This window comes from Geobacillus sp. ZGt-1, assembly GCF_001026865.1.
GTDB classification, from domain to species: domain Bacteria; phylum Bacillota; class Bacilli; order Bacillales; family Anoxybacillaceae; genus Geobacillus; species Geobacillus thermoleovorans.
This window is the reverse complement of the sequence record NZ_LDPD01000028.1, coordinates 33,860-40,572: the sequence shown is the minus strand read 5'-3', so window position 1 is coordinate 40,572 and position 6,713 is coordinate 33,860. Positions and strand designations below refer to the sequence as shown.

The window sequence follows — 6,713 nt, the reverse complement described above, 5'->3', positions numbered from 1 at the left end:
TTCAAATTGCATCTATATAGAATCATGAAAAGGAAAATAGGCTAAAAATAAAATATATCATTATACATCATCATTGTGAGAAGAAAATGAGAAATTGTCACAAATTATTAATATTTGCCCTATGTGAATGAGGTTTTACGTGGAAACACATTGACATTGACCAGGCCGTATTGTATCCTTTACAAGGGGTAGATTGAGAAGGTTTTCATTATGTTAAAGGGTGTGTTGGCATGTCCCCAAAACAGCGCCACCCGTTTCAAGCCATGGCGTTGATGTCCGCCATCGTCTCCCAACTTGTCGGTTCGATTTTGGTCGGCGTTTTCGGCGGGAGATGGATCGATGATCGATTTGGCACCGAGCCGATCTTTTTGATCGTCGGCCTTTTGCTCGGACTGGCGGCCGGCGTGTATGCCATGTTGCGCTTGATCCGCCAATATTTCTCTGAGGAGTAATAAAATGGGAAGTCTTCAAACGGTGTTTTTGCGGCAAGTTAGGTACATATTGTATTTGCTCGCCATCTATACGCTCGGCTTTGGATTTACGCCGTATAAAACCGTTTTTCTCAGCTTGATTCTCGGCACATCGATCAGCCTCCTCATGGTTTGGAACTTAACCTGGAAAATCGAAAAATTCGGACAAGCGGTGGCGGCGCGCAAAAAAGTGCGCACATTAGGCACCTTATCGCGTTTGGCGCTTGCCGCGTTGGCTGCTGTCATTGTTCTGACGTATCCGCAATATTTCCATATCGTGCCAACCGTTTTGGGATTAATGACATCCTACATTGTCATTATAATAGATTTCTTCTTTCACAAATGGAAAAACGACAAGCTGCAGGTATGAAAGCGAGGTGAGAGAGGATGGAGCATAAAGCGCCGCTTGTCGAATTTTTAGGCCTTACGTTTAATTTATCTGATATGTTGATGATTACGATCACGAGCTTGATCGTTTTCATCATTGCTGTTGCGGCTACTCGCTCGCTTCAGCTGCGCCCGACGGGGATGCAAAACTTTATGGAGTGGGTCTTTGACTTTGTCAGAGGCATCATTAACAGCACGATGGATTGGCAAACGGGCGGCCGCTTTTTGACGCTGGGCGTCACGCTCATCATGTATGTGTTTGTGGCCAATATGCTTGGACTGCCGTTTTCCGTCCACGTAAACGGTGAACTTTGGTGGAAATCGCCGACCGCGGATGCGACCGTTACGTTGACGCTGGCGGTGATGGTCGTCGGCCTCACCCACTACTATGGCGTCAAAATGAAAGGGGCGTCCGACTATTTGCGCGATTACACCCGTCCAGTCGCCTGGTTGTTCCCGCTTAAAATCATCGAAGAGTTTGCCAACACGCTGACGCTCGGTTTGCGTCTTTTCGGGAACATTTACGCTGGGGAAATTTTGCTTGGCTTGCTCGCCAGCCTTGGCACGCATTACGGTGTGCTTGGCGCTGTTGGCGCAGCCATCCCGATGATGGTGTGGCAAGCGTTCAGTATTTTTGTCGGAACGATTCAGGCGTTCATTTTTACGATGTTAACAATGGTTTATATGGCTCATAAGGTCAGTCATGACCATTGAGCATTCCTTTTCATTAGAGCAAGACTTGAATGAAACATTACTTTAAACATTGCGAAGGAGGATCTATCAACATGAGTTTGGGTGTACTTGCAGCTGCGATTGCGGTAGGTTTGGGGGCGTTAGGCGCCGGCATCGGCAACGGGTTGATCGTCAGCCGTACCATCGAAGGGATTGCTCGTCAACCAGAATTGCGTCCGGTTTTGCAAACGACGATGTTCATCGGGGTCGCGTTGGTTGAGGCGCTTCCGATCATCGGTGTCGTCTTCTCGTTCATTTACTTAGGTCGATAAGAAATCGATATGGAAAGTGATGGCGAAGTTCGTGTCAACGACCACCTTCGCCATTCCTTTATGTGCGGTTTTGCGAGATCGCGTCGGTGCGATAGCTGTCGAAAGGAGTGAAACGCGGTGTTGTGGAAGGCAAACGTATGGGTGCTCGGCGAAGCGGCGCATGGCATCAGCGGCGGCACGATTATTTACCAATTGCTGATGTTCATCATTTTGCTGGCCTTGTTGCGCAAATTCGCTTGGCAGCCGTTAATGAATATCATGAAACAACGTGAAGAACATATCGCGAACGAAATCGACCAGGCGGAAAAACGCCGTCAAGAAGCAGAAAAACTTCTTGAAGAACAGCGCGAACTGATGAAGCAGTCGCGCCAAGAAGCGCAAGCGCTCATTGAAAACGCGCGCAAGCTGGCTGAAGAGCAGAAAGAACAAATTGTCGCCTCGGCCCGTGCGGAAGCGGAACGGGTGAAAGAAGTAGCGAAAAAAGAAATCGAGCGTGAAAAAGAACAGGCGATGGCCGCGCTCCGCGAACAAGTGGCCTCGTTGTCTGTCTTGATCGCCTCAAAAGTGATTGAAAAAGAGCTGACCGAGCAAGATCAACGCAAGCTGATCGAAGCGTACATCAAAGACGTTCAAGAGGCAGGAGGAGCGCGATGAACCAAGAAGTGATCGCCAAACGGTACGCGTCCGCTTTGTTCCAAATCGCGCTCGAACAAGGACAGCTTGATCGAATCGAAGAAGATGTTCGCGCCGTGCGCCAGGCGTTGGCGGAAAACGGCGAGTTTTTATCGCTTCTTTCGTATCCGAAACTTTCCTTGGATCAGAAAAAAGCGCTCATCCGCGAAGCGTTCGCCGGTGTGTCCACCCCGGTGCAAAACACGCTTCTCCTTCTTCTGGAGCGCCATCGCTTCGGCCTTGTGCCCGAGCTGGCGGAACAGTTTCTCGCCCTAGTCGACGATGCGCGTGGCATCGCCAAGGCGGTCGCCTATTCGGCGCGGCCGTTGACGGACGAAGAACTGCGGGCGCTTTCCGACGTCTTTGCCCAAAAAGTCGGCAAACAGACGCTTGAGATTGAAAATATCATTGATCCGGAACTCATCGGCGGCGTGAAGCTGCGCATCGGCAACCGCATTTACGACGGCAGCGTCAGCGGGCAGCTTGAACGGATTCGGCGGCAGCTGATCGGCTAACATTTGAAGACAGGGGTGAAAGGCATGAGCATTCGAGCGGAAGAAATCAGCGCGCTCATTAAGCAGCAGATTGAAAACTATGAATCGCAAATCCAAGTGAGCGACGTCGGCACCGTCATCCAAGTCGGCGACGGGATCGCGCGCGCTCATGGGCTCGATAACGTCATGTCCGGCGAGCTCGTCGAGTTTGCCAACGGCGTGATGGGCATGGCGTTGAACTTGGAAGAAAACAACGTCGGTATCGTTATTTTAGGACCGTACACCGGCATTAAAGAAGGGGACGAAGTGCGCCGTACGGGCCGGATCATGGAAGTGCCCGTTGGGGAAGCGCTCATCGGCCGCGTCGTCAACCCACTCGGTCAGCCTGTTGACGGATTAGGGCCGGTGGAAACGACGGAAACGCGCCCGATCGAGAGCCCGGCGCCGGGCGTTATGGACCGGAGATCGGTGCATGAGCCGCTGCAAACCGGGATTAAAGCGATCGACGCGCTCGTGCCGATCGGCCGCGGCCAGCGCGAACTCATCATCGGCGACCGGCAAACGGGGAAAACGTCCGTCGCCATTGACACGATCATCAACCAAAAAGACCAAAACATGATTTGTATTTATGTCGCCATCGGGCAAAAAGAATCGACGGTCCGCACCGTTGTCGAAACGCTCCGCAAACACGGCGCGCTCGACTATACGATCGTCGTCACCGCTTCGGCGTCGCAGCCGGCTCCGCTTTTGTTCTTGGCGCCGTATGCCGGTGTGGCGATGGGCGAGTATTTCATGTATAAAGGCCAACACGTGTTAGTGGTCTATGACGATTTATCGAAACAAGCCGCGGCATACCGTGAATTGTCGCTCTTGCTTCGCCGTCCGCCGGGCCGTGAAGCGTATCCGGGGGATATTTTCTACTTGCACTCCCGCCTGCTTGAGCGCGCAGCGAAATTGAGCGATGCCAAAGGCGGCGGTTCGTTGACTGCGCTTCCGTTCGTCGAAACGCAAGCGGGCGACATTTCCGCGTACATTCCGACGAACGTCATCTCGATTACGGACGGGCAAATTTTCTTGCAATCGGACTTGTTCTTCTCCGGCGTCCGCCCAGCGATCAACGCAGGGTTGTCCGTTTCGCGCGTCGGTGGGGCAGCGCAAATCAAAGCGATGAAAAAAGTAGCCGGGACGCTTCGTTTGGACTTGGCCGCTTACCGTGAGCTCGAAGCGTTCGCCCAATTCGGCTCCGACCTCGATAAAGCGACGCAGGCGAAGCTCGCCCGCGGGGCGCGCACGGTCGAAGTGCTGAAGCAAGATTTGCATCAGCCGATTCCGGTCGAAAAACAAGTGTTGATCATCTATGCATTGACGCGCGGCTTTTTGGACGACATTCCGGTTGAAGATGTGCGCCGTTTCGAGAAAGAGTTTTACTTGTGGCTCGACCAAAACGGCCAACACTTGCTTGAGCACATCCGCACGACGAAAGATCTTCCGAACGAAGACGATCTCAATAAAGCGATCGAAGCGTTCAAGAAAACGTTTGTCGTTTCACAATAAGACCGGCGGGGGCATATCGCCCCCTCACGCCTGTTAGAACCCGTGCAGCAAAAAGGTGGTGAAACCTTTGGCATCGTTACGCGATATTAAAACGCGCATCAATGCGACGAAGAAGACAAGCCAAATTACAAAAGCGATGGAAATGGTCTCGACGTCGAAGCTGAACCGAGCGGAGCAAAACGCGAAATCGTTCGTTCCATATATGGAGAAAATTCAAGAAGTCGTGGCTAATGTGGCGCTTGGCGCCGGGGGGGCTTCGCATCCGATGCTCGTTTCGCGCCCGGTGAAAAAGACCGGGTATCTCGTGATCACGTCGGATCGCGGTCTGGCTGGCGCGTACAACAGCAACGTGCTGCGCCTCGTGTACCAAACGATCCAAAAACGCCATGCTTCTCCGGACGAATATGCGATCATCGTCATCGGCCGCGTCGGGTTGAGCTTTTTCCGCAAGCGGAACATGCCGGTCATTCTCGACATCACCCGCTTGCCGGACCAGCCGTCGTTTGCCGATATTAAAGAAATCGCCCGCAAAACGGTTGGGTTATTCGCCGACGGTACGTTTGACGAGCTGTATATGTATTACAACCATTACGTGAGCGCGATCCAGCAAGAGGTGACGGAACGGAAGCTTCTGCCGCTCACTGACTTGGCGGAGAATAAGCAGCGCACGGTGTACGAATTTGAACCGTCGCAAGAAGAAATTTTGGACGTCTTATTGCCGCAGTATGCGGAAAGCCTCATTTACGGCGCATTGCTCGATGCAAAAGCAAGCGAACACGCCGCCCGCATGACGGCGATGAAGAACGCAACGGACAATGCGAACGAGCTCATTCGCACATTGACGCTTTCCTACAACCGCGCTCGCCAAGCGGCGATTACGCAAGAAATTACGGAAATTGTCGCCGGAGCAAACGCCTTGCAATAGCGGACTAGCAAGTTAGGAGGGAAAACGATGACAAGAGGACGCGTTATCCAAGTCATGGGTCCGGTTGTAGACGTCAAGTTTGAGAACGGCCACTTGCCGGCGATCTACAACGCCCTGAAAATTCAACATAAAGCGCGCAACGAAAACGAAGTCGACATCGACTTGACATTGGAAGTCGCCTTGCACCTTGGCGATGATACAGTACGGACGATCGCGATGGCGTCCACAGACGGCCTCATCCGCGGCATGGAAGTCATCGATACCGGTGCACCGATTTCGGTGCCGGTCGGCGAAGTCACGCTTGGCCGCGTGTTCAACGTCTTGGGCGAGCCGATCGACTTGGAAGGCGACATTCCGGCTGACGCCCGCCGCGACCCGATTCACCGTCCGGCGCCAAAATTCGAGGAATTGGCGACGGAAGTCGAAATTTTGGAAACGGGGATTAAAGTCGTTGACTTGCTTGCCCCGTATATTAAAGGCGGAAAAATCGGTTTGTTCGGCGGCGCTGGCGTAGGAAAAACGGTCTTGATTCAAGAGCTGATCCACAACATCGCCCAAGAGCACGGCGGGATTTCCGTCTTTGCTGGCGTCGGCGAACGGACGCGCGAAGGAAACGACTTGTACCATGAGATGAAAGATTCCGGCGTCATCAGCAAAACGGCCATGGTGTTCGGACAAATGAATGAGCCGCCGGGGGCGCGGATGCGCGTCGCCTTGACCGGCTTGACGATGGCCGAATACTTCCGTGATGAACAAGGCCAAGACGTGTTGCTCTTTATCGATAACATCTTCCGTTTCACGCAGGCCGGTTCGGAAGTGTCGGCGCTGTTAGGCCGCATGCCGTCGGCCGTTGGTTACCAACCGACATTGGCGACGGAGATGGGTCAATTGCAAGAGCGGATCACGTCGACGGCGAAAGGATCGATCACCTCGATTCAAGCGATTTACGTCCCGGCCGACGACTATACGGACCCGGCTCCGGCCACGACGTTCTCGCACTTGGATGCGACGACGAACCTGGAGCGGAAGCTCGCGGAGATGGGGATTTATCCGGCCGTTGACCCGCTCGCTTCGACATCGCGTGCGTTGGCGCCGGAAATCGTCGGCGAGGAGCACTACCAAGTCGCCCGCAAAGTGCAGCAAACGCTGCAACGTTATAAAGAATTGCAAGACATCATCGCCATCTTGGGGATGGATGAACTGTCGG

The 6,713-nt window shown here is 53.2% G+C and carries 9 protein-coding genes; all 9 read left to right on the top strand.

The window, feature by feature from the left end; genetic code table 11:
- Positions 1-230 precede the first annotated feature (230 nt).
- Positions 231-452, top strand: coding sequence for an AtpZ/AtpI family protein (locus tag VU18_RS14655; protein ID WP_011232833.1), 222 nt, complete (start codon positions 231-233; stop codon positions 450-452).
- A 4-nt stretch (positions 453-456) separates the two neighbouring features.
- On the top strand, positions 457-840 hold the full coding sequence (locus tag VU18_RS14650; RefSeq protein ID WP_011232832.1) for an ATP synthase subunit I: 384 nt from the start codon (positions 457-459) through the stop codon (positions 838-840).
- 17 nt (positions 841-857) lie between these two features.
- Positions 858-1,571 (top strand): F0F1 ATP synthase subunit A, encoded by a 714-nt coding sequence (gene atpB / locus VU18_RS14645; protein WP_011232831.1) that lies wholly within the window; start codon positions 858-860, stop codon positions 1,569-1,571.
- Positions 1,572-1,642: 71 nt separating this feature from the next.
- Positions 1,643-1,861, top strand: coding sequence for a F0F1 ATP synthase subunit C (atpE, locus tag VU18_RS14640; RefSeq protein ID WP_011232830.1), 219 nt, complete (start codon positions 1,643-1,645; stop codon positions 1,859-1,861).
- Positions 1,862-1,981: 120 nt separating this feature from the next.
- On the top strand, positions 1,982-2,515 hold the full coding sequence (locus VU18_RS14635; RefSeq protein WP_011232829.1) for a F0F1 ATP synthase subunit B: 534 nt from the start codon (positions 1,982-1,984) through the stop codon (positions 2,513-2,515).
- A complete protein-coding gene (locus tag VU18_RS14630; protein ID WP_011232828.1) occupies positions 2,512-3,048 on the top strand; it encodes a F0F1 ATP synthase subunit delta in 537 nt (178 codons plus the stop codon). The genes VU18_RS14635 and VU18_RS14630 overlap by 4 nt, the downstream gene beginning before the upstream one ends.
- A gap of 24 nt (positions 3,049-3,072) precedes the next feature.
- Positions 3,073-4,581 carry a F0F1 ATP synthase subunit alpha gene (gene atpA, locus VU18_RS14625; protein ID WP_011232827.1) on the top strand — a complete coding sequence of 503 codons (1,509 nt, stop codon included), beginning with the start codon at positions 3,073-3,075 and terminating at the stop codon, positions 4,579-4,581.
- Between the two features lie 67 nt (positions 4,582-4,648).
- Complete coding sequence (atpG, locus tag VU18_RS14620; RefSeq protein ID WP_011232826.1) at positions 4,649-5,506, top strand: ATP synthase F1 subunit gamma; 858 nt, start codon at positions 4,649-4,651, stop codon at positions 5,504-5,506.
- A gap of 27 nt (positions 5,507-5,533) precedes the next feature.
- Positions 5,534-6,713, top strand: a 1,180-nt coding sequence (gene atpD / locus VU18_RS14615) for a F0F1 ATP synthase subunit beta (protein WP_047758401.1), incomplete at its 3' end; no start/stop codon positions are given.

Excerpts from the sequence above, each read along its gene's own strand:
- VU18_RS14655 (WP_011232833.1), top strand. The coding sequence starts at position 231 with ATGTCCCCAAAACAGCGCCACCCGTTTCAAGCCATGGCGTTGATGTCC.
- VU18_RS14650 (WP_011232832.1), top strand. The coding sequence starts at position 457 with ATGGGAAGTCTTCAAACGGTGTTTTTGCGGCAAGTTAGGTACATATTG.
- atpB (WP_011232831.1), top strand. The coding sequence starts at position 858 with ATGGAGCATAAAGCGCCGCTTGTCGAATTTTTAGGCCTTACGTTTAAT.
- atpE (WP_011232830.1), top strand. The coding sequence starts at position 1,643 with ATGAGTTTGGGTGTACTTGCAGCTGCGATTGCGGTAGGTTTGGGGGCG.
- VU18_RS14630 (WP_011232828.1), top strand. The coding sequence starts at position 2,512 with ATGAACCAAGAAGTGATCGCCAAACGGTACGCGTCCGCTTTGTTCCAA.
- atpA (WP_011232827.1), top strand. The coding sequence starts at position 3,073 with ATGAGCATTCGAGCGGAAGAAATCAGCGCGCTCATTAAGCAGCAGATT.